Genomic DNA, 20118 nt, shown 5'->3' with positions numbered 1-20118 from the left:
CCGGACCGCCCAGTTTCTCAGCCTGATTTCCGAATGCGGAGAACTGAAACACCGGTTAGACCGACCTCCGATATACGCAAAACGGCAACGGAAAACAGGAGTCTCACACCATGCCCATCACCACCGATACGGACCTGAAGGTCATCGCCCTGTGCATGAGCGATGACGGTGTGCCCCAGACGGTGGGCGATCGCATGCGCATCGCCGACGAACTGGTGGGCGGCCTGCTGAAGAACAACGTCAAGCCCAGGGCCTTCCGGGCCGGGATGGTTGACGGGTAACCCGATCTTTGCGATTGCCGATGGAAAGCATCCACCGGCCTTTTAATGAAACCAACAGGAGAAAAGAATGAACTCGAAGGGTCTCAGCGGCGGCATTTACAAACCTTTGTCGCCCGAAGGCATTGACACTATCCACAACGCATCACTGACCATCCTCGAAAAGACCGGTATCGCCTATGAGTCCGGTTTGGACGAAACGATAGACATGCTGGCCGACGCGGGTGCCACGGTGGACCGTGAGATCAAACGGATCCGGTTTTCCCGTGAGCTGGTCCTCGAGGAGATTGCCAAGGCTCCCGCTCAGGTGATCCTGCACGCACGCGACGGAAAAAACGACCTGGACCTGACCGAAGACAGGGTTCACCTGGGCACCGGCGGCGCCGCGGTCAAAATTCTGGACATGGAAACCGGCCTGCCACGGTCGTCCACCCTCAAGGACCTTTACGACCTCGGACGGCTGGTGGACCGGCTCGACCACATTCACTTTTTCCTGCGTCCCTGCATTCCCACGGATATTCCCGAGGCCGACTACGACGTGAACATGTTCTACGCCTGTCTCAAGGCCACCGGCAAGCACGTCATGAGCGGGGTCAACGATGAGGCCGGCCTGCATCGCATCATCGACATGGCCGCCATGCTGGCCGGCGGGACGGCGCAGCTGCAGGGCAAACCGTTTATATCGATTATCACGTCCTTTGCCATTTCACCCCTGAAGCTGTGCACCCAGTCCACGCGCATCATGCAGGAATGCAACCGCCAGGGCATTCCCGTGGCCCTGTCGGCCGCGCCCATGTCCGGCTCCACCGGCCCCATGACCATGGCCGGCACCCTGGCCCAGCTGCACGCCGAGCAACTGGCCGGCATTACCCTCTGCCAGTTGACCCGATCCGGTGCGCCCCTGCTCTACGGCGGTATTCCGGGCATGGCCAACATGACCACCATGGGCTATCTGGGCGGTGGCGTGGAATGCGGCATGATGAATGCGGCCATCCATCAGATGGCTGCCCACATCAATATTCCCAACTACAACTCCGCCGGGTTGACCGATGCCAAGCTGCCCGATGCACAGGCCGGATGGGAAAAGGCCATGACCATCCTGCTGGGGGCCATGGGCGGTTCCAACTACATGCACCACAGCGCCGGCATGCTCGAGTCCATGCTCACGGTGGCTCCTGAGCAATTCGTTATGGACGACGAGATCATCGGCATGTCCTGCAAGGTGCTCAAGGGGATCGATGTGGACGCCGACCATCTGGCCCTGGACGTTATCGACACGGTGGGGCCGGCCGGCAATTTCATGATGTCGCCCCACACCATGAAATATATGCGCAGTGAGTACTTTCAGGGAAACGGGGTGACAGACAGCAGGAGTCGCCATCAATGGGAGCAGGGCGGCTGCCAGGATGCCCGCGAGCGGGCCAAGGCCATTGCCCGTAAAATCCTGGAGGCTCCGGAGGCGCCCCATATCCCTGCAGACGTCGATGTCGCCATCCGGCAAAAATTCAACATCCTGCTGGATCATTGAAAGGAGAAGAAAAATGGCAGTACGGGACATTTTTCAGGCCGTGATGGGTTTCGACGATGCCGGAACAAAAATATTGACCCAAAAGGAACTCGATGCGGGAACGTCCGTCGACACCATATTGAACGACGGTCTGATCAGCGCCATGGATGAGGTGGGTGAACGCTTCAGCGCCGGCGAACTCTTCGTTCCGGAGATGCTCATGGCCGCCCAGGCCATGAAGGCCGGTATGGAACTGCTCAAACCGCTGCTTTCCAACGAAACCACAGGGTCCAGGGGCACCATCGTTATCGGTACGGTCAAGGGGGACCTGCACGACATCGGCAAAAACCTGGTGGCCATGATGATGGAAGGGGCCGGCTTCGAGGTGGTTGACCTGGGGGTGGACGTGGACAGTGAGGCTTTCGTCCGGACGGCCGTGGAGAAAAAAGCTGACGTCATTGCCCTGTCAGCCCTGCTGACCACCACGATGCCGGCCATGGAGAGTACGGTCAAGGCGGTCCGGGAAGCCGGCATGGCCACCCGGGTCATTGTCGGCGGTGCACCGGTGACCCAGGCCTTCGTCGACCAGATCGGTGCGGATGGCTACAGCGCGGACGCCCCGGGAGCCGTGGAGACCGCGCGGCAGCTGATTGCCTTCTGATCAGGGCAACCCAAGCAAGGGCGGCGCCAGGTCGTATCGGTGATGGCGCCGCTGCCGGCAACCGGTGTTGAGGCGAAAAGCGGCAAACCGGAGAAAACGCACGAATCCATAACGGCCGACACCAAAAGACAACCCCCAGCAGGTGCTTGATGGAAGAAATTATCCGATATCTCGGAAGTAATTATCCCACCATTATCAAGCTGACCATGGAACATCTTTATCTGGTGAGCATATCGGTGGGTGTGGCGATCCTGACCGGCGTGCCGCTGGGGATACTCATCACCAGGGACAAGAAGCTGGCGGATGCGGTGTTATATGTCGCCTCGGTGATCATCACCATCCCCTCCGTGGCGATGTTCGGCCTGATGATTCCGCTGCTGTCGCTGGTCAACCGCGGTATCGGATTCTGGCCGGCGGCCATCGCCATTTTCCTGTATTCTCAATTGCCGATTATCCGTAATACGTATACCGCGATCAACAATATCGATCCCGCACTCCGTGAAGCGGCCAAAGGCATGGGCATGAGTGACTGGCAGCGCCTTGCCAGGGTTGAAATCCCCCTTGCGGTGCCCGTGATTATGGCCGGGGTCAGGATGGCCGTGGTGATGAACATCGCCGTGGCCACCATTGCGGTCTATATCGGAGCGGGCGGTCTGGGCACCATTATCAATGAGGGGATTACCGGTACCGACGGCACCAAGCTGATTGTCGGTGCGGTCGCGGTTTCCCTGCTGGCGATCATTGCGGACTACCTCTTTCTATTCATACAAAAACTGCTGACTCCTAAAGGACTGAGTGAGGCGACGCCATGATTCGACTTGAAAATCTGACCAAACATTTCGAGGTGCCGGGAAAAGAGCCGGTCATTGCGGCCAACAATGTTTCCATGGACGTCGGCAAGGGTGAGATCTGTATTTTTCTGGGGCCGTCGGGGTGCGGGAAAACCACGGCCTTGAAAATGATCAACAAACTGATCCCCAAGACGTCCGGGAAAATCTATATTGACGGCAAGGATACGGACGATCTTGATCCCATCACATTGCGGCGGAAAATCGGCTATGTGATTCAGCAGATCGGCCTGTTTCCCAATATGACCATCGAAGACAACATCTGCGTGGTGCCGGATCTGCTGAAAATGGACAAGCAGAAAAGCCGGGAAAAGGCGCGGGACTTGATGGAGATGGTCAACCTTGACGCAACTATTTTTTTGAAGCGCTACCCCAGGGAACTGTCAGGCGGCCAGCAGCAGCGCATCGGGGTGATCCGGGCACTGGCCGCCGACCCGCCTGTCATGCTGATGGACGAGCCGTTCGGTGCCATCGACCCGATCAACCGTGCCGTCATTCAGGACGAATTCTTGAAGTTGAATGCCGAACTGGGCAAAACCGTTCTGTTTGTCAGCCATGACATCGATGAAGCCATCAAAATGGGAGATAAAATTGCCATTTTCCGGGAGGGCATTCTCGAGCAGTGCGATACGCCCGATGAAATCCTGGCGAACCCGGCAAACCGGTTTGTCAAAGATTTTGTCGGTACGGACCGCGCCCTGAAACGGCTCAAGCTCATCTCCGTATCCGAAGCGATCATGCCCTTTCGAATGGCTGTCCAATCCGACGAGCCGCTGGATAAGGTGGCCGAGAAGATGCGCAGCCACAATGCCCATATCGCGGTCATGGTCGGGCCGCGGGGCCGTGCACAGGGATACATCACCAAAGAAGAGATACGTGGAGACCAAAGCGGTATTGTCAATGAGTACATCGATCCGATACCCGGCACGATCCATGAAAACGACAGCCTGCACGATGCCGTATCACAAATGTACTCCCATGCAAGCGATTGGCTGCCGGTGGTGGACGATGACGGTGCCTACAAGGGTTACCTCACCCAGCACACCATTGCCAGCCTGCTGGGTGAGGTCCCCCGCAAACGAGGCGACACAATCACATAGGATGGATTCATGAACACCGCCATACAACTCATAAGGAGAAGCAAGACGCTGTTTCTGTATATCCTGATCGGCGTGGTGTATCTGGCCGGTGTCTTTTCGGAATCGACCGGATTGATTCAGGAGTTTCGGGACACCTATGAGGACTGGATCTATCTGCTCAGACAGAATATTGCCATCGTCTTTTCTTCAGGCATCACGGCGTCCCTGCTGGGCATCGGTTCCGGTATCCTGATGACGAGACCGTGGTTCAAGCGGTATGCGGAACTATTCGCCCAGGGGTTCAATATTCTCTCTGCCGTGCCCACGCTGGCCATCCTGGCCATTATCATGACCCTGACCGGACTTGGCTTCAAATCGGCGTTTATCGGTCTGGCCACCGTCACCATTCTGCCAGTGGTCAGGAACACCTACCAGGGGATCAGCGAAGTTCCGGAACATATGATCGAGGCCGCACGGGGTCAGGGCATGACCGATCAGCAAATCCTGTGGAAAGTACAAATTCCGAACGCCCTTTATGTCATTTCCGCCGGTATTCGAACCGGTTTTGCCTTGAATGTCGGCACCAGCCCCCTGATCACCCTGATCGCTGCCGACAGCCTGGGGGAGTATATCTTTACCGGGATTCAACTCAATGAATTCAATTCCTTGCTGATCGGGTCCTTATCGGTCGCCGTGCTGGCGATTCTGACGGATTTTATTTTGTCGAAAATTCAGTTCTGGCTGTTGCCCAGAGGCGTAAACCCGCAACGGTTTGCAAACGAATAACTCTTATGAAGGAGGATATAACCTTGAAAGACGTTTTTAAAAAAATCAGTTTCGTAACGATGATGTTGATTACGGCGTTTACCGTTCAAACGGCATTGGCCGCTACGATCGTTGTCGGCGGCAAGGGCTTTACCGAACAGCTGCTGCTGGCCGAAATTACCGGTCAATATCTGACGGCGCAAGGGTACGATGTCGAACTCAAAACCGGTATGGGCACCTCGCTGGTGCGCGGCGCACTGGAAAATAAACAAGTGGACATGTATTGGGCATATACGGGCACGGCGTTTCTGAATTTCCACAAAAACAAGTTTGCCAATCAGCCTGCCGAGCAGATCTATGAGGCGGTCAAAGCCAAAGATGCGCAAACGGGTATTGTCTGGCTGAATGCATCGGCTGCGAACAACACCTATGCCCTGGCGGTGCGCCAGGCCGATGCCGAGTCAAAGGGCCTCCAGTCCCTGGAAGATCTGGCCGCCAAACTCAATGCCGGCGATAAATTGAAACTGGGGTGCAACATCGAGTTCTATAAACGGGACGACGGCCTGAAACCGCTCCAGAAAGCCTATGGGTTCAAGTTCCCCCGTTCAGCCGTCAAACGCATGGAGACCGGATTGGTGTACAAGGCACTGAAGGATGGCGATGTCGACGTGGGGCTTGTTTTTGCTACCGATGGGCGTATTCCGGCCTTCAATTTCAGGGTGCTCAAGGATACCAAAAATTACTTCCCCGCCTATGCGATTACGCCGACCGTTCGCAAAGAGACGCTGGATGCGAATCCGGATCTCGCCGGACAACTGAACATGCTGTCCGGGTTGATCGACGACGCGACCATGTCCGCATTGAATGCGCAGGTGGATGTCGACAAGAAATCGGTTACTGATGTCGCGAGAGGCTTCCTGAAGGCCAACGGCTTGTTGTAGAATATACCCCGGCACGAAAGGTTCTGGCCATTTGTGCCGGGGGATGGTTGACGAGCGATGGTTTTTATTGAAAGGTTCATGAAACGGGCCCATGCATGCGCTTTGCCTGATGCCGATGACCCGTGTGCGCTTTTAAATCGACGTCACCGATTGACGCTGTTTATCTCCCACTCATAAAGTGGACGGTATCGCCGAACTGTCCGGAAGGCAATTAAGAACGGCCATGGGTCAACTGACTTCGCATGCCATCGGTTTCACCCTGAATACCCGCTGGGAAGACCTGCCAGCCGAAGTTAAGCACCAGGTCAAACGCTGCCTCATGGATAGCATGGGTGCGCTGGTCGCCGGGTCACAGACGCCGGTCGCCGGCATCATTCGCAAGACCGCCCTGGAGCAGTTTGGCGGCGACCAGGCCACCATCATGGTTTCCGGTGAACGCGTATCGGCCGCCGGTGCCGCCCTGGCCAACGGCTTTTCCGGCAATGCCCTGGACATCGACGACGGTTATCGACCCACCAAAGGGCATCCCGGGGCCTGTGCCCTGCCGCCGGTGCTGGCTGCCGCCGAACTGGCCGGCGGCTGCAGCGGCCGGGAATTTCTGACCGCCCTGGTGGTGGCCTACGAACTGGGCACCCGCGCCGGGTTGATCCGCCACGCCACCTACGACGTCTACCACTCCTCGGGAAGCTGGGGGGCCATCGCCGGTGCCGCTGCCGCCGGCAGGCTGCTGGGACTGACCGGGAGCCAGCTCTTTCACGCCATGGGCGCCGCCGAATACCACGCCCCCATCGCCCCCATGATGAAGGGCATCGACACGCCCTCCATGGGCAAGGACAGCATCGGCTGGGGCTGCATGACAGCGGTGCTGTCGGCCCTCATGGCCCGTGACGGGTTCACCGGCATCCGTCCCCTGTTCGACGACGCCCCGGAACCATCCTTGGTGCTAAACCTGGGCCAACAATGGGAGATCCTCAACCTCTATTTCAAACCCTATGCCGCCTGCCGATGGGGTCAGCCGGCCGTGGCCGGTGCGCTTCAAATCGTCCGGGACCATCGCCTGGATCCGGATCAGATCGGACACATCCGCGTGCGCACCTTCGAGGCGGCCACCCGCCTGCCCGGCGTGCATCCCCGCGACACGGAGGCGGCCCAGTACAGCCTGGCATTCCCGGTGGCCGCGGCCCTGCTGGACGGGGAGGTGGGGCCCGGGCAGGTGCTCCCGCCGCGCCTGCACGATCCGAGGCTGCTGGCCCTGCTGGATCGGGTCTCCACCGAAGTGGCCCCCGAATTCGAGGCCGAGTTCCCGGCCAAGGCCCCGGCCGAAGTTATCGTCGAGACGACCACCGGCGACGTATTTCGCTCCGGGCGTATCGAAGCACGCTGGGAGCCGCCGGATACCCTGCCGTCGGATCACGAACTGGAAGAAAAATTTCTCTGGCTGACCGTTCCGGTGATTGGTAAAATGAAGGCCATGGATTTGAAGGGCCGGCTCTGGTCGGCCGACCAGTGGGCGACCATCGACCCCATCATCGACGGATGCCGATCATAAGATGGACGACGCTCGGATTTAACACGATCACTGCTGACGTGCCGCTAAAAAAGGCAGGTGCCGGCACCGCCGCCGGCCGCTGAAACCGTCCCGGCGGATGCCGGCAACCCATGGAAAGGGCGCATCGATGAAAGTGTGTATTTACCAGACCGACCCGGTCCTGCTGGACGTCAAGACCAACCTGGAAGGCACCATCGATAAGATTGAAGCGGCCAAGGTCAACGGCGCCGACCTGGTGGTCTTTCCCGAACTCTCGCTGACCGGTTACTTTGTCCGTGAGCGATATCACCAGGCGGCCCTGCGCATGGATGCACCCGAAATCCGGCAGCTGGCCAGGGCGACCAGGGGGACGGCCGCGGTCGTCGGGTTTATCGAAGAGTCTCCAGCCATGAATTTCTACAATTCGGCACTGGTGGCCGTGGACGGCGACATCCTGTTCGCCTGCCGCAAGCTCAACCTGCCCAACTACGGCGTGTTCGAGGAACGCAAGATCTTCGCCAGCGGCAAGCACGTCCGGGTGTTCAAACTCAAGGGCCTGACCATCGCCCCGTTCATCTGCAACGACCTGTGGCACCCCTCGCTGCCCTATCTGGGGATTACCCAGAAGGCGGACGTCTTCATCACCATGTTCAACTCTTCCAGGGGGTCCATGGGCAATGAGTTCTCCAACATTGAAAGCTGGAATATCATCAACCGGTTCTACTCCCGGGTGTTCGGCGTGTACAACCTGTGCGCCAACCGCGTGGGCTGCGAAGTCTTCGAGGATCTCCGATCTTCGGATGACTGCCCGTCCGATCCCGTCTCTGCGGCAGTTGATGACGATCCCTTCCGCTTCTGGGGCGGCAGCGAGGTGATCAATCCCTTCGGCCAGGCCATCATCTCGGCTGCGCTCTTTGACCCCGACACCATTTACGCGGATATTTCCAGGCAGATCATCCGTAAAAAACGCATTGCGTTGCCCTACCTGCGCAACGACGACCCCTATTTCACCCATCGGGAGTTGGGACGGATTCTTTACGGCAAGAAGCATCCGGAATAAGGGCAGCGTTTTCAACTCCGGCATCACCACCGTCACCCGTCGGTCGGTTTAAAACGGTTGGGCTTGCCACCCGGTGGGCAATCCGCTAACCTGATGGGCAGGTTTATGATCCCTATCCCCTGATATGCCGTCCACCTTCCCCAAGAAAGAACAAGGAGGTCCGCATGTTCATGAACACCCAAGACCGATATGGTTTGATTGCCCGCCTGGTTCACTGGGTCATCGCTGCGCTGGTAATCGGCATGCTCGCAGGTGGCAGCCTGCTGTCGCTCCTCCCGCCCGGAGGATTTAAAGGCCTTGCCGTTGCGGCCCACAAATCCATTGGTGTTCTTATTTTGCTGCTGGCGGTCACCCGTCTCCTATGGCGCAGCTTCAATCTCCAACCCCGCCCTTTAAGGGGCACCCCGGTGCAGGCCTACATCGCCCGTGTGCTGCACGTCTGGCTGTATTTTCTGCCGCTTCTGCAACCCCTGTCGGGCATTCTCATGTCCCAGGCCTATGGCCGTCCGGTGGTTTTTTTCGAAGGGTTCTCGCTGCCCCCGCTGGTATGGCACAGCCCGCTGCTGGGCGCTTTTTTCCGTGAGGTCCACGGCGTGGTCGCCGGCTTGTTGACGGTGACGATCGTGGTCCATGCCGTGGCTGCGCTGAAACACCATTTCATCGACCGGGACCGGACGCTGGTGCGCATGCTCAAGGGACGATAGACGCATCCTTCACGCCTGCTTGAGAATCAGCCCCGTCCATGATACCAACCCTTTTTGCATTTCATTTTTTCGGCTACAATGAGGCGTTGAACCATGCATCATGTCATGATCCATCCGGCAACCTACGACACTGTCCGATCTTCGATAGACAGGGCGTTTGATCTGTTTCCCCGGGACCTCAAGGACAAAAAAGTCTTGATCAAACCCAACGTGCTGCGGGCATCGGACGCGGCGGAAGGCATCGTCACCCACCCGGCCGTGCTGGCCGCCGTGGTGGACAAAGTGGAAACTTTCGCGCCGGCATCCATTATTGTCGGCGACAATCCCGGTTTGTTCAGTTACGGCGCCAACGAAGCGGCCTTCGAGCAGGCCGGTCTCATGGCTGCCGCCCGGGGGTACTATCGCAACATTGGCCTCGGCGCGGTCAGTCGGCCCTTTAACCCTGAGTTCATGGAAACGGTGAATGTTTCCCGGGCCATTATCGACGCGGACATCGTCATCAGCCTGCCCAAGTTCAAAACCCATGGGCTCACCGTCATGACCGGGGCCATCAAGAACAGTTACGGTATCCTGCCCGGCGCCCAGAAGGCCCGCTTGCACAAAATTGCCGGCAGCCCTCAACGGTTTCACGACCTGGTGGTCGAAGTGTTCAGGCTGCGGGTGCCGGACCTGTTCATCGTGGACGCCGTGGTGGGCATGGAGGGCAACGGCCCGGCCTCGCCGGATCTGCGCGAGATCGGCCTGGTGCTGGCTGCAGACAATGCCGTGGCCATGGACGCGGTCATGGCTGTCATGATGGGCCTGGATCCGGGCCGATTGAGATTCCTCAAAAATGCCGCCGATGCCGGGTTGGGCGGCTGGAAAATGACGGATATCCGCATTGACGGCACGCTGGAAAAATTAAACGATTTCAAACTCCCGCCCCTGGGCGGTGAGGCCATCCATGATAATGCGGCGGTTCAGGAAATGCTCGAGAGTAAAACCCGACTCACGCCCCGGGCGGATCCGGACGGCTGCACCGGCTGCGGGTCCTGCGTGGAGCAGTGCCCTGCACAGGCCCTGTCCATGGCGCAGGACCTGCCCCGGGTGGATATGGCGCGCTGCGTCACCTGCTTCTGCTGTCAGGAGATCTGTCCGGAAAAGGCCATGGCGCTGATATAGGAATAACTTGCTATGAAAGGCGGTCAAATTTGAAAACTGCGTTAATCGTATACTGTTCACCGGCGGGCTCCACCCGCCATGTCGCCCAGGTGATCGGCGATCGGTTGGAAGAGGAAGCCGTCACCGTTCACCGCCTGGATCTGGCAATCACCAAGGACCCGTCCCGATACGTTGGTTTGCTGAAAACGGCCGGCGCGGATGCGTGCCTCTTCGTGGGATCGCCGGTCTACCGGGATATGGCCATTCCGCCGGTAATGGCTTTTCTCGAAGACCTGCCCGAGGGAATCGGTTGCCCGGCCGTGCCCTTTATTACCTGGGGCGGCGCCAGCAGCGGGATCGCCCTCTGGCAGATGGGGAAGGCCCTGGAGAGCAAGGGCTGCACCCTGGCCGGTGCTGCCAAGGTGCTGGGCGTCCATTCCATGATGTGGCCGTCTGACAACCCGGTGGGCCAGGGCCATCCGGATGCCGACGATGATCGGCAGATCGGCCGCCTGATCGATCGGCTGACGAAGACGCCCGCAGATACCCTGTCGTTTGAGGTTCTCGACTACCAGCCGGCAGCCGTGGGCGCCGAAGGCAAAAAGAAATTGGAGCAGCCCTGGACGATTATTCCCAAAACCGTCGATGAGGAGAAATGCACCCAGTGCGCCATCTGTAAACAGGTGTGCCCGGTGGGCGCCGTTACGCTGGACCCCGGCCCTGTTTTCAGCGACCGGTGTTTCGATTGCTTCAATTGCGTTCGTGAATGTCCGGAAGATGCCATTGTCCCGGCGGTGCCCTTAGAGAAGATCGACGCCAATATCCGCAAGCGGGTGGCGAAATTTGATGAAAGGCCATATACGCAGATTTTTTAATGCCATGGAGGGGGTCGGGTCCGGTTCCCATCGGCAGCGGCAGGCGGCCTGATTGAAAGTCATCCCATGTCTTCCGGATTTCTCCCGCTTGCCCCCCCGGGAGCCGCTGCCCCTTGAACCCGCTACAATGACGCATGTGTGTGCGGATGCGTTGATGCCTTCTTGGGGATTTTTATGGAGAACCGGCTGCCGGTCTCCGGTTCCGATTCCAGAAAAATGCCTCCGCCGTGCTGGCTGAGGATGCGGTTGGAGATGAACAACCCCAGGCCGGTGCCGCGTTCACCCTTGGACGAGAAGAAGGGGGTGAAGACATTGGCCCGGGTCTGCTCGTCCATGCCGATGCCGTTGTCGGTCACGTTGAAGTAGATGTGTTGCGCATCCTGGGTGACGTGGAAACTAATTTCGTGGGGCCGGCCCGACCGGTCGGACCGGCAGGCTTCCACGGCGTTCTCGATGATGTTGGTCAGGGCGCTGCGAACGATGCCCGCATCCATCTCGAAGCGGCCGATGGCGGGATCGAAACGATGCGTCAGCGTGATGTCATGGCCTTTCAGCTTGGGCCCCACCGTATGCAGCACCTCCTCGGCAAAGGCCGGGACGTCCACCGTTTCCCATTTGAGGTCCTTTTCCTTGGCATAGAAGAGGATGTCCAGCACCATGTCCCGGATGCGCCCCACCATGAACCGCACCGTATCCCAGCCCTCGCGGATCTGCTGCTGGTTCTCCTTCTTGAATCCCGAGTCCAGCAGGTACATGCCGCCGTCCAGGCCGGTGAGCAGCCCCTTGATGCCGTGTGAGACCGATCCGATCATCAGACCCAGCGAGGCCAGCTGGTCTTCCAGCCGGCGGGTGCGGGTGACGTTGGTGGACATCTCCATCACATGGGTGATGTTGCCGGCCAGGTCGCGGATGGGGGCCGTCTGGATGAGCACCCGGTAGGATTCCCCGCGCTTGGACGTCACCTCCATTTCACACTGGTGGGAACCGCCGTCGGCAAAAGTCTTGACCACCGGGCAATCCGGGCAGGCCTGGTCGCGATCCTTGTAGATCTTGTGACAGAATGCCCCCACGGTAAGGTCGAAGTCTTCCTGAAAACGGCGGTTGGCCGCCCGTATGGTCAGGTCCGGCGTCTGTACCGTGATATAGCAGGGCGCTTGGTCGAATAATTGCTGGTAGCGCTGCTGGGTAGACTGGAGCCGCTCCTGAAGGCGTCGGACCTCACCGATATCCGCTACGATTTCCACCACCAGTTCCACATCGCCATGGCTGTCCCGAATGGGCGCGGTATGCACCATCACCGGTCCACGGGTGCCGTCGGCATAGGTTACCATGGCCTGGGAGCGTGTGCCGTTTCCGGTGGCAAAGGTTTCGACTACCGGGGATCGGGTGGTACTGTCTTCAGAATAGGCAAACCCGGAGGCCTGGCCGGTATGGTCGCCCAGCCGTTCCAGGTAAAGCGAATTCACGGCAATAATTTCGTGATTGCGGTTATGAATGGAAACAAAGCACGGTAGCTCATTGAAGTAGTTGATGCCCGTATTCAGGTCTCCGGCGATATCCCGCATTACCGTGGAGAGGCCCTCCATTGCCTGTCCGACAGCCGCCTGGCGTTCACTGTTGATCAACCGGGCGGCCTGCTCCTGGACCAGCGTCTCCAGGTTTTCCGTGTAGGCCCGTAACTGCGTGCGCATGTCGATACGGTCTCGGGCGCGCTTGAGGGCAATTTCCAGAACATCGTCGTTGATGGGTTTGGTGATGAAATCGGTGGCCTCCAGCTTCAGGCACTTGATGGCCAGATCCATGTCGCCATGACCGGTGAGCATGATCACTTCCGTGTCCGGGCTCTCGGCTTTGATCTGTCGGAGCAGATCGATGCCGTCCATGACGGGCATCTTGATGTCGGTGAGAACAATGGGAGGGGTGTGCTGCCGAAAAACCGCCAGGGCCTCCGTTCCATTTTCGGCGGTGAACACCTGGTAGCCGATGTCCATTAGGGAAATGCCCAGGACCTTCCGGATTCCCTCCTCATCATCGACCAGCAGGATTTTTTCTTCCATCTTTACCCTTTTTGCAATGCCATGAGACGAGTGGCCGTGTCCAGCAGCTGCCGGGCGTCGGGTGGTTTCTCCAGGTACTCTTCAGGGTCCGGCAGCGGTGTCACCATTTTGATGTTGAGCATCTTCAGATAGTGCCGGAACGAATGTTGCCCCACGGCTGACAGCATAATGACGGGTATCCGCTTCAGCTGCCCGTCCGTTTTCAGGCTTTTGTACATCAACGCACCGCCGGAGCCCGGCATCATCACGTCCAGGACGATCAGGTCGGGCCTGATCTCCCGGGCTTTGGCCAGGCCGGTGGATCCGTCCCGACAGGTTTCGGTGCGGTAGCCATGGGTCCTGAACAAGGCGGAAAGGAACACCCGCATATCCATGGCATCATCGACGATGAGAATGGTTCCCCTGGACGGTTCGGCTTCAGACCTGGTCATCCTGGACCTTGTCCGGATGGTTGACACTGGCGACCGGGCAGGAGGAGCGCAGCACGACCTGCTCCACGGTTGAGCCCAAAAGGGCCAGTTCCGGATCGATCTCCCGGGTATGGTGGGCCATGACGATCAGGTCGGCCTGTTTTTCGCGGGCGAATTTGAGAATTTCCACATAAGGCGTTCCCTCCCGGATACCCACTTCGTAATTGTCGAACCCGTTGAGCTGGGAGAGGTACCTGGCCTCGATTTTTTGACGGGCCGCGTCGATGCGTTCCTCGATTTCCGCCTGACCGCTTATTTTTCCCGGTTCGGCCGCATGGATATCCACGGCGTGGAAGAGGTGCAGCCGGGCGTTGACCTCCCTGGCCAGTCGCAGGGCCCAGAGGAACGAACTGGTGGCCGGCTTGGAAAAATCGGTGCCCACGACAATGTTGGAAAAAAGTTTCCAGCAGGTGGTGCACGGACGGCTGATGATGACCACCGGGCAGCGGGCACTCTTGGCCACCTTCTGCATGGTGCTGCCCACCACGCTGCGATAGCGGGCGGCTCCGATGTCTTCGTCCCGGGTGTGGGCACCCATGATGATCAGGTCGACATCTTCGGCACGGGCCTTTCTCAGGATTTCCCGGTGGGGAACGCCGATGACGGCTTCCAGGGTGGCATTTTCACTGTCTTTGAGAAGACCATTGTAGGTATGCTTCATCTCTTCTTTCACCCAGTCGACATAGTCGGGATCGATCTGTTCGGTCTCTCCGGTGCGGACATCGGTGACAAAGGAACTGTATCCACGGGTGGGGACTCCGAGGACGTGAAAAACGCAGAGCTTGGCATCCCATTTCATCTCCAGGTCAAAGGCCACCTTGGCCGCGTTGTCGCAGGCCGGTGACGCCGTGGTTGCAAACAGGATCTTTTTAAACATATGGAACCTCCTTATCTCTTGTCCATCCAGAAACGGCATCTTTTACCCGATTTCCGTGTTGGCCGGCAACCTCGGGAGAAGCCTCTCATTTTCGGAAGGACCCAATCTGGCATTCCCTGGGTGTTCCATGAAATCCGAGTTCCCAGCCGATTCCTTCCACCAATTCAAAAAGGGTGAACACGGTATCGAATTCAAAGACATCGACCTGGTCACCGAAGATGACATGCTTGAGCCTGCCCAGACGGACCTGCATGTCCAGCAGCATATCCACCTGGAACTCTTTGATCGGGACCGATTTGCCCTGGCGGCACCCGCTGAAGCTGCGGTAGATCTCGAGGCGCGGTTCGCCGGGAAATCCGATCATTTCCACGGTTTTTTCCAGCATCAGCCAGTCGATCGCGTCGACCCGGCATCCATCGGCCGGTCCCTGCCGGCACTGCTCCATCAGATCCGGAAAAAAGGCATTCAGGTGAACCAGGGCGCCATAGGCGTCCAGCATGCTGAAAAAACTGCGCAGGGTGTACTCCGGTGCCAGTTCCACCTGCCGGGCCAGGCAGGCCAGCAATGCGGGCTGATCGTCCTTGCGGATCGTATCGATGGACCCATCGATGTTGAGGCGGACAGTGTCCATACAGCGCCTTTTTCGGGCCTGAACCGGTGAAGCCGGAAACGGCCAACCGTATTATGAATCCAGGCTCGTTGATGTTGCTACTCGTCCTGGGGCAGCAGATGCTCCGGAACCTTTACCATGCTCAGGAGCAGTGGCTTGAGAAACGTCCAACGGATGCCGATCTTGTAGACCTCCTCCAGGTCCCGGATGGCATCCCAGCAGTTGTGGCAGGGCGCCACCACCAGTTTGGCGCCGGTGGCCAGGATCTGATCCCGTTTGACCTTCAAGGCAGTGTTGCGTTGCTGGCGGTAGAGCCCGATGCCGTTGAGCCCGCCGCCGCCGCCGCAGCAGAAATTGTGCTCCCTGCAGGGCCGCATTTCCCGGAAGTCTTCGGCAACGTAGCTCATGATCTCCCGGGCACAGTCGCCGAGGCCGGCGTTTCTCACGTAGTTGCACGAATCCTGGTAGGTCACCGGCTCCTTGATCCGTTTGGCCGGGTCAATCTTCAGCTTTCCGGTGCGCAGGGCCTCGGCCACCCACTCCACATAGTGGAAACTTTCAACCGGTGTTTTGCCCGATTTGAGTCCCGCCCAATAGGGGCCTTCGATAACGGTTGCCCGGTAGGCGTGGCCGCACTCGGTGACCACCATGCGCTTGGGTTTCAGGCGATCCATGGCGGCATAGACACTTTCCACCTGTATCTTGCAGGCCCCCCAGTCGCCGGCGAACATGGCCAGGCTGGTTTCCTCCCATCCCTGGCTGGGAACGGTCCAGCTTTCGCCGGCCAGGTGGAAAAGGACCGCCGCTTCGGCCAGGTCCTCCGGGTAGTGTTTGGGTTCCCGGGCGTTGACTGTGTATATGATATCCGCGTTTTCCTTGTCTACCGGGATTTCCAACCCCGGCCAGTCCTCCTCATATTCCTCGGCCATCCACTCGCAGGTGTCCACCCAGTCTTCGGTGGTGATGTCCATCTGGGCATTGTAGATGCGGTGCATGCCCGAGCCGATCTTCAGTTCCCAGGGCACGAACCCCTGGGCGAAGCACAGTCCCCGCACATAGCCGAACATTACCCCCATGTCGATGCCGAAGGGGCAATAGGTGGCGCAGCGGTTGCAGCAGGAGCATTTGGACCAGGCGGTGTCCATGACCATGTGCATGAAGTCGTTGTCCACCTTGCCCTTGCGTTTGACCATTTCACCCAGTGTGGACTGGATTTTATACGACGGTACCTGCTTGGGGTCCTTGTTGTTGGCCAGGTAGAAATAACAGCTGTCGGCGCACATGCCGCAGTGGGCACAGATCTCCAGCCAGGTTCGCAGCCTGGATTTGCAGGTCTTTTCCAGCGTAGCCGCCAAGGCTTTGGTATCCACGTCGAGCGCTTTCATCTCGGCGTAGTACTGCTTGCCGCTCTTGTCCGCCAGGAGGGCGTTCAGCTTTTCCTTGGTATCGACTACCTGCTTGTTGCAAAGAATTCCTTCGGGCATAGTATCACCTTAAATACAAAATATTAAAGTATGCGCAAGGCCTACCAGGCCATTCCCTTGTTTTTCATGCCGCCGCGCTTGATTCCGTAGTCCATGCCCAGTTGTGCCCGGGAGAGGAAAAAAAGCAGAAAATGGGACAGCTTGGTAAAGGGGATCGCCACGAGCATGATCTCGCCGGATAACACGTGGGCGACGATCCAGAAGTCGTAGCTGCCGATCTGGTGATAGGCCAGAAAACCCGTCAAAAAAGGCGCCACGGCGATGGCCAGCACCAGAATGTCGTAGGGTTTGGTGAGAATCCGCACCTCCGGCAGGGCGATGCGCCGCAGGACGATGAACACCGCCGCCACGATCACGGCCAGGGTCATCGCATCGGCCACGCCTTCAGGCAGGGACGGCAGGCTGAACCCCCAGCGATCCAGCAGCAGCACGTTATGGCCCATGAGAAACACCGGGGTGACCAGCAGGCAGATGTGAAAGACGAACACCAGGATGGTGAACCCGGGATAGAATCGCCAGCTGCGGGTGCCGAAGGGCACCAGCCAGTAGAAGATGGAGCGCAGGGCGCCCTTGATGCCGTAGGCCACGTTTTCCGAATAGGTGACGCGGTCCATCTGCCAGTTCAGGCCCCGGATATACCACACCAGACGATAGATCAGGCCGACGGCAAAGACGCCGAATGCGATCCAGGCAAGGGGGCCGGTTACCAGTTCATACATGGGATACTCCTTTTTCTAATCATCATCCCGGTCAGTGAGAAACAGCCAGAAGCCCGTGATGCCGATCAGGGCGACGACCATCAGCACATAGGTGATATTCTTGGTGTGGAGCATGAACTCCTGGAGGGTAACAATGGTTTCCATGGGCGGTTGCTTCCCTTTTAAACGGTTAGTGGGCGTCGTAGTCCGGATGCTCATAGAGCACGGGCATGCGGGTGACGATGAACCGGTAGACCACGATGCCCAGGGTCACGATGAACACGCTGATGCCGATCTCCATCCAGTGGGGGAAATAGCGCTCGCTGGCGGGCAGGTGCCAGTTGAAGGCGACGAGGCAGATGTTGAACCGGTTGACGACGATTCCCAGGACACTCCACGCGGCGGTCCAGCGAATCAGGGTGACATTTTTGTCCCGTACTCCCACTGCAAAGAGAAATGAGGGCAGGGCTACGAAACCCAGCAATTCCACCAGGTACCAGAGGCCATAACCGGTGGCCAGGTAATGCCAGGTGTTGCCGGTGCTGATGCCGATGACCTTGATGATGAAATAACCGGCCAGCACGAATGAGGCGGCCTTGCCGAATCCCAGGGGCACGGTGTCTTTTTCCGCCAGGTGGGCCGCGTCCATCTTGTGGGCGAAGTATCGGTGCGACAGCGTGCTTTCGAAGATCACCATGGAGAGCCCGGCGATCACCGCCGTGACGAAAAAGTAAATGGGCAGGTACGGCGTGTACCACAACGGGTGAAGCTTGGACGGTGCGATGAGAAACAGCGCGCCCAGTGAGGACTGGTGAAGGGTGGACAGCACCACGCCGAAGATGGTCAGCAGCATGGTCAGTTTGACCACGAGGTTGCGGGCGCGCTTGAGGCCCAGCCATTCCAGCGCCGCCGGTGAGAATTCGATGAAGAGGACGGTCAGGTAAAGGGCCACGCAGGCGGCCACTTCGAAGAGCAGGGAGGTGGTGCCCCGCTGCATGATAAACGGATAGGGAAGGCGCCAGGGGCGGCCCACATCGTAGTGCAGGGCCAGGACGACCAGTGCGTAGCCCAGAAAACCGGTCAGGATGGCCGGGCGGACGGCGGCATGGTATTGTTTCATCCCGAATATATACACGGCTGCCGAGGTCACGAACCCACCGGCGGCGAGGGCGACGCCCACCAGCAGGTCAAACCCGATCCATATGCCCCAGGGGTTGTAGTCGGACAGGTTGGTGACCGCATCCAGCCCCTGGGTAAAGCGCAGGATGGTCAGGATCCCCCCCACCAGCAAAATGGCACCGGCCACGATATTGAACGGTGAAAGCGTCGGTTTGCCCATGGCGGCTGTATCTTCAGACATAAAGGATTCCTCCTGAAAGGTTTCGCTATCCCCGGCCCGATCGCCGGTTAGGCATCTTTTCCGTCGCCTTCTGCGGCGGGCGGTTCCTGCGCCGCGGCGGCTTCGGCGCGGGCTTTTTCTTCGGCTTCCAGGGCCGCTTTGACGGCCTTTTCAATGGCGGCGGCCTTTTCCTGGCCGGCTTTTTCCAGGGCCGCATCCATTTTGGCTGTCGCCTGCGCCTCGGCCTCGGCCAGGGCCGTTGATACCGCCCGGGCTTTTTCTTCGGCGGCAATTTTTTCTTTGCGCTTGCTCATGGCGTAAATACCCGTGAGCAGAACCGGCCAGAGCCCCACGACGATGGGCACCGCTCCCAGGGCACCGGCGGTGAGTTCGGGGGCCGGGGTAATCCCCAGGTCCGTGCGCATGCCGATGCTGTCGAAGGGCACAGCGGACAGGTAGAGCCACGACGTACCGCCCATTTCCCGCTCGCCGTAGATATGGTCCACATAGGTGTCCGGCCGCCGGATGATCCGCTGGCGGGCAATCTTCAGCAGATCGTCACGCCTGCCGAAAACCAGTGCTTCGGTCGGACACGATTCCACGCAGCCGGGCAGTTTGCCCTCGAGCACCCGGGGGTGGCACATGGTGCACTTCATGACCCGGGGCGAAAAGGCACTGTCGTATTCGTAGGTCGGGATCTCGAAAGGGCAGGCGATCATGCAGTAGCGGCAGCCCACGCAGACGGAGGCGTCGTAGACCACCGCGCCTTCCCTGGTCTTCTGGAACGCATTGACGAAGCAGGCCGAGGCGCAGGCCGGCTCCAGGCAGTGATTGCACTGTTTTTTGACAAACACCGGCCCTTCCGGTTTGCCGGGCTTTCGGTTGACCACGGTGTAGGTTTCGGACGTGGTCCGCCGCTGTTCCTCGAGAACCGTCAGGTCGGTGAAGGGCTTTTCAGGCGCCGGCAGGTCGTTGACCGCGTTGCAGGCGCCTTCACACTGGCGGCAGCCGATGCACAAGGTGGTGTCATGAAGTACCGCCATCGAATCCGCATGGCCTTCAAAATGGTGCGTGGTCGCGGCAGACGCGTTGCGTCCGGCGGCGGCGGTCATGCCTGCCGCGCCGATCCAACCGAGAAATTTTCTCCTGGAAAGTGACATGGTTCACCCTCAACTTGCAGTTTATGGCCGAATCGAG

21 protein-coding genes are annotated in these 20118 nt (G+C 59.0%); 12 read left to right on the top strand and 9 right to left on the bottom strand.

What is annotated here, in order from left to right:
- Positions 1 to 110: 110 nt before the first annotated feature.
- The 12 genes from DSCA_RS16185 to DSCA_RS16130 all read left to right on the top strand — a co-directional run bounded on the left by DSCA_RS16185 (position 111) and on the right by DSCA_RS16130 (position 11386).
- Positions 111 to 281, top strand: coding sequence for a hypothetical protein (locus DSCA_RS16185; RefSeq protein ID WP_174783991.1), 171 nt, complete (start codon positions 111 to 113; stop codon positions 279 to 281).
- Between the two features lie 67 nt (positions 282 to 348).
- A complete protein-coding gene (locus DSCA_RS16180; RefSeq protein ID WP_155317409.1) occupies positions 349 to 1806 on the top strand; it encodes a trimethylamine methyltransferase family protein in 1458 nt (485 codons plus the stop codon).
- A 13-nt stretch (positions 1807 to 1819) separates the two neighbouring features.
- Positions 1820 to 2446, top strand: coding sequence for a corrinoid protein (locus DSCA_RS16175; RefSeq protein ID WP_155317408.1), 627 nt, complete (start codon positions 1820 to 1822; stop codon positions 2444 to 2446).
- Positions 2447 to 2595: 149 nt separating this feature from the next.
- Positions 2596 to 3258, top strand: a complete 663-nt coding sequence (locus DSCA_RS16170; protein ID WP_155317407.1) for an ABC transporter permease — start codon at positions 2596 to 2598, stop codon at positions 3256 to 3258.
- Positions 3255 to 4394, top strand: coding sequence for an ABC transporter ATP-binding protein (locus DSCA_RS16165; RefSeq protein ID WP_155317406.1), 1140 nt, complete (start codon positions 3255 to 3257; stop codon positions 4392 to 4394). Before DSCA_RS16170 ends, DSCA_RS16165 begins: the two co-directional genes overlap by 4 nt.
- Before the next feature lie 9 nt (positions 4395 to 4403).
- A complete protein-coding gene (locus tag DSCA_RS16160; RefSeq protein ID WP_155317405.1) occupies positions 4404 to 5159 on the top strand; it encodes an ABC transporter permease in 756 nt (251 codons plus the stop codon).
- Positions 5160 to 5182: 23 nt separating this feature from the next.
- Positions 5183 to 6079, top strand: coding sequence for a glycine betaine ABC transporter substrate-binding protein (locus DSCA_RS16155; RefSeq protein WP_197904606.1), 897 nt, complete (start codon positions 5183 to 5185; stop codon positions 6077 to 6079).
- Between the two features lie 223 nt (positions 6080 to 6302).
- Positions 6303 to 7628: an MmgE/PrpD family protein gene (locus DSCA_RS16150; protein WP_155317403.1), complete on the top strand. Its 1326-nt coding sequence runs from the start codon at positions 6303 to 6305 to the stop codon at positions 7626 to 7628.
- 127 nt (positions 7629 to 7755) lie between these two features.
- Positions 7756 to 8667: a nitrilase-related carbon-nitrogen hydrolase gene (locus DSCA_RS16145; RefSeq protein WP_155317402.1), complete on the top strand. Its 912-nt coding sequence runs from the start codon at positions 7756 to 7758 to the stop codon at positions 8665 to 8667.
- Positions 8668 to 8837: 170 nt separating this feature from the next.
- Positions 8838 to 9371 carry a cytochrome b gene (locus DSCA_RS16140; protein ID WP_167527808.1) on the top strand — a complete coding sequence of 178 codons (534 nt, stop codon included), beginning with the start codon at positions 8838 to 8840 and terminating at the stop codon, positions 9369 to 9371.
- 93 nt (positions 9372 to 9464) lie between these two features.
- Entirely contained in the window at positions 9465 to 10532 is a 1068-nt protein-coding gene (locus tag DSCA_RS16135; protein WP_155317400.1) for a DUF362 domain-containing protein, read from the top strand.
- Positions 10533 to 10561: 29 nt separating this feature from the next.
- Positions 10562 to 11386 carry an EFR1 family ferrodoxin gene (locus tag DSCA_RS16130; RefSeq protein ID WP_155317399.1) on the top strand — a complete coding sequence of 275 codons (825 nt, stop codon included), beginning with the start codon at positions 10562 to 10564 and terminating at the stop codon, positions 11384 to 11386.
- Positions 11387 to 11508: 122 nt separating this feature from the next.
- On the opposite strand, the gene DSCA_RS16125 is transcribed toward DSCA_RS16130, so the two are convergent.
- The 9 genes from DSCA_RS16125 to hmcB all read right to left on the bottom strand — a co-directional run bounded on the left by DSCA_RS16125 (position 11509) and on the right by hmcB (position 20081).
- Complete coding sequence (locus DSCA_RS16125; protein ID WP_155317398.1) at positions 11509 to 13443, bottom strand: hybrid sensor histidine kinase/response regulator; 1935 nt, start codon at positions 13441 to 13443, stop codon at positions 11509 to 11511.
- Positions 13444 to 13445: 2 nt separating this feature from the next.
- Positions 13446 to 13874 carry a response regulator gene (locus DSCA_RS16120; protein WP_155317397.1) on the bottom strand — a complete coding sequence of 143 codons (429 nt, stop codon included), beginning with the start codon at positions 13872 to 13874 and terminating at the stop codon, positions 13446 to 13448.
- A complete protein-coding gene (locus DSCA_RS16115; RefSeq protein WP_155317396.1) occupies positions 13861 to 14790 on the bottom strand; it encodes a universal stress protein in 930 nt (309 codons plus the stop codon). The genes DSCA_RS16120 and DSCA_RS16115 overlap by 14 nt, the downstream gene beginning before the upstream one ends.
- An 85-nt stretch (positions 14791 to 14875) precedes the next feature.
- Positions 14876 to 15421: a hypothetical protein gene (locus DSCA_RS16110; RefSeq protein WP_155317395.1), complete on the bottom strand. Its 546-nt coding sequence runs from the start codon at positions 15419 to 15421 to the stop codon at positions 14876 to 14878.
- Positions 15422 to 15498: 77 nt separating this feature from the next.
- Positions 15499 to 16884 carry a sulfate respiration complex iron-sulfur protein HmcF gene (gene hmcF / locus DSCA_RS16105; protein WP_155317394.1) on the bottom strand — a complete coding sequence of 462 codons (1386 nt, stop codon included), beginning with the start codon at positions 16882 to 16884 and terminating at the stop codon, positions 15499 to 15501.
- A 41-nt stretch (positions 16885 to 16925) separates the two neighbouring features.
- Positions 16926 to 17603 carry a sulfate respiration complex protein HmcE gene (hmcE, locus tag DSCA_RS16100; RefSeq protein ID WP_155317393.1) on the bottom strand — a complete coding sequence of 226 codons (678 nt, stop codon included), beginning with the start codon at positions 17601 to 17603 and terminating at the stop codon, positions 16926 to 16928.
- A gap of 15 nt (positions 17604 to 17618) precedes the next feature.
- The gene (gene hmcD / locus DSCA_RS32950; RefSeq protein ID WP_269434665.1) at positions 17619 to 17747 is read right to left on the bottom strand and encodes a sulfate respiration complex protein HmcD; all 129 of its coding nucleotides are present in this window, start codon (positions 17745 to 17747) and stop codon (positions 17619 to 17621) included.
- A gap of 25 nt (positions 17748 to 17772) precedes the next feature.
- Positions 17773 to 18942 (bottom strand): sulfate respiration complex protein HmcC, encoded by a 1170-nt coding sequence (gene hmcC / locus DSCA_RS16095; protein WP_155317392.1) that lies wholly within the window; start codon positions 18940 to 18942, stop codon positions 17773 to 17775.
- A gap of 47 nt (positions 18943 to 18989) precedes the next feature.
- On the bottom strand, positions 18990 to 20081 hold the full coding sequence (gene hmcB / locus DSCA_RS16090) for a sulfate respiration complex iron-sulfur protein HmcB (protein WP_155317391.1): 1092 nt from the start codon (positions 20079 to 20081) through the stop codon (positions 18990 to 18992).
- Positions 20082 to 20118: the final 37 nt, after the last annotated feature.

It is taken from the genome of Desulfosarcina alkanivorans (assembly GCF_009688945.1).
Classification (GTDB): domain Bacteria; phylum Desulfobacterota; class Desulfobacteria; order Desulfobacterales; family Desulfosarcinaceae; genus Desulfosarcina; species Desulfosarcina alkanivorans.
The sequence above is the reverse complement of the archived record's forward strand: the minus strand, read 5'-3'. Positions and strand labels throughout refer to the sequence as shown.

What these genes read in the sequence shown, in the direction of transcription:
- hmcF (WP_155317394.1), bottom strand. Translation starts at nt 16,884, where the DNA reads ATGCCCGAAGGAATTCTTTGCAACAAGCAGGTAGTCGATACCAAGGAA.
- DSCA_RS16150 (WP_155317403.1), top strand. Translation starts at nt 6,303, where the DNA reads ATGGGTCAACTGACTTCGCATGCCATCGGTTTCACCCTGAATACCCGC.
- DSCA_RS16125 (WP_155317398.1), bottom strand. Translation starts at nt 13,443, where the DNA reads ATGGAAGAAAAAATCCTGCTGGTCGATGATGAGGAGGGAATCCGGAAG.
- DSCA_RS16180 (WP_155317409.1), top strand. Translation starts at nt 349, where the DNA reads ATGAACTCGAAGGGTCTCAGCGGCGGCATTTACAAACCTTTGTCGCCC.
- DSCA_RS16135 (WP_155317400.1), top strand. Translation starts at nt 9,465, where the DNA reads ATGCATCATGTCATGATCCATCCGGCAACCTACGACACTGTCCGATCT.
- hmcD (WP_269434665.1), bottom strand. Translation starts at nt 17,747, where the DNA reads ATGGAAACCATTGTTACCCTCCAGGAGTTCATGCTCCACACCAAGAAT.
- DSCA_RS16110 (WP_155317395.1), bottom strand. Translation starts at nt 15,421, where the DNA reads ATGGACACTGTCCGCCTCAACATCGATGGGTCCATCGATACGATCCGC.
- DSCA_RS16160 (WP_155317405.1), top strand. Translation starts at nt 4,404, where the DNA reads ATGAACACCGCCATACAACTCATAAGGAGAAGCAAGACGCTGTTTCTG.
- DSCA_RS16140 (WP_167527808.1), top strand. Translation starts at nt 8,838, where the DNA reads ATGAACACCCAAGACCGATATGGTTTGATTGCCCGCCTGGTTCACTGG.
- hmcB (WP_155317391.1), bottom strand. Translation starts at nt 20,081, where the DNA reads ATGTCACTTTCCAGGAGAAAATTTCTCGGTTGGATCGGCGCGGCAGGC.
- DSCA_RS16115 (WP_155317396.1), bottom strand. Translation starts at nt 14,790, where the DNA reads ATGTTTAAAAAGATCCTGTTTGCAACCACGGCGTCACCGGCCTGCGAC.
- hmcC (WP_155317392.1), bottom strand. Translation starts at nt 18,942, where the DNA reads ATGTCTGAAGATACAGCCGCCATGGGCAAACCGACGCTTTCACCGTTC.
- DSCA_RS16185 (WP_174783991.1), top strand. Translation starts at nt 111, where the DNA reads ATGCCCATCACCACCGATACGGACCTGAAGGTCATCGCCCTGTGCATG.
- DSCA_RS16175 (WP_155317408.1), top strand. Translation starts at nt 1,820, where the DNA reads ATGGCAGTACGGGACATTTTTCAGGCCGTGATGGGTTTCGACGATGCC.
- DSCA_RS16145 (WP_155317402.1), top strand. Translation starts at nt 7,756, where the DNA reads ATGAAAGTGTGTATTTACCAGACCGACCCGGTCCTGCTGGACGTCAAG.
- hmcE (WP_155317393.1), bottom strand. Translation starts at nt 17,603, where the DNA reads ATGTATGAACTGGTAACCGGCCCCCTTGCCTGGATCGCATTCGGCGTC.
- DSCA_RS16165 (WP_155317406.1), top strand. Translation starts at nt 3,255, where the DNA reads ATGATTCGACTTGAAAATCTGACCAAACATTTCGAGGTGCCGGGAAAA.
- DSCA_RS16170 (WP_155317407.1), top strand. Translation starts at nt 2,596, where the DNA reads ATGGAAGAAATTATCCGATATCTCGGAAGTAATTATCCCACCATTATC.
- DSCA_RS16120 (WP_155317397.1), bottom strand. Translation starts at nt 13,874, where the DNA reads ATGACCAGGTCTGAAGCCGAACCGTCCAGGGGAACCATTCTCATCGTC.